This window comes from Alkalihalophilus lindianensis (genome assembly GCF_032843265.1).
In the GTDB taxonomy this organism is placed as follows: domain Bacteria; phylum Bacillota; class Bacilli; order Bacillales; family Bacillaceae_D; genus Alkalihalophilus; species Alkalihalophilus lindianensis.
Window position 1 is genome coordinate 1 of record NZ_JAWJBA010001079.1, and the last position, 233, is coordinate 233.

At 42.1% G+C, this 233-nt stretch carries 1 protein-coding gene; it reads right to left on the reverse strand.

Annotation, left to right across the window (positions count from 1 at the left end):
* Nucleotides 1–228, reverse strand: a 228-nt coding sequence (locus RYX56_RS25430) for a histidine kinase dimerization/phospho-acceptor domain-containing protein (protein ID WP_317124528.1), incomplete at its 3' end; no start/stop codon positions are given.
* Between the last annotated feature and the right edge of the window lie 5 nt (nucleotides 229–233).

Here is a 233-nt window from a genome sequence, read left to right on the forward strand (position 1 = left end):
CTGTAGTAAATCATTTAGAGTGGTCAAGGCGTTTTCTAATTCGGATTGGGCGATATCAATATATTCATGTTGTGCTTCCTGCTGAAGCAACTGTAAAAATCCTTTAACCGCGGTTAATGGATTCCTTACCTCATGCGCAATTCCTGCAGCAATTTGTCCGACTGACGCCAATTGGCTTAAATGGCCATGACTTCCAGACTCTATGCTTTCCCTTTCATCTAATTCCATGTAGG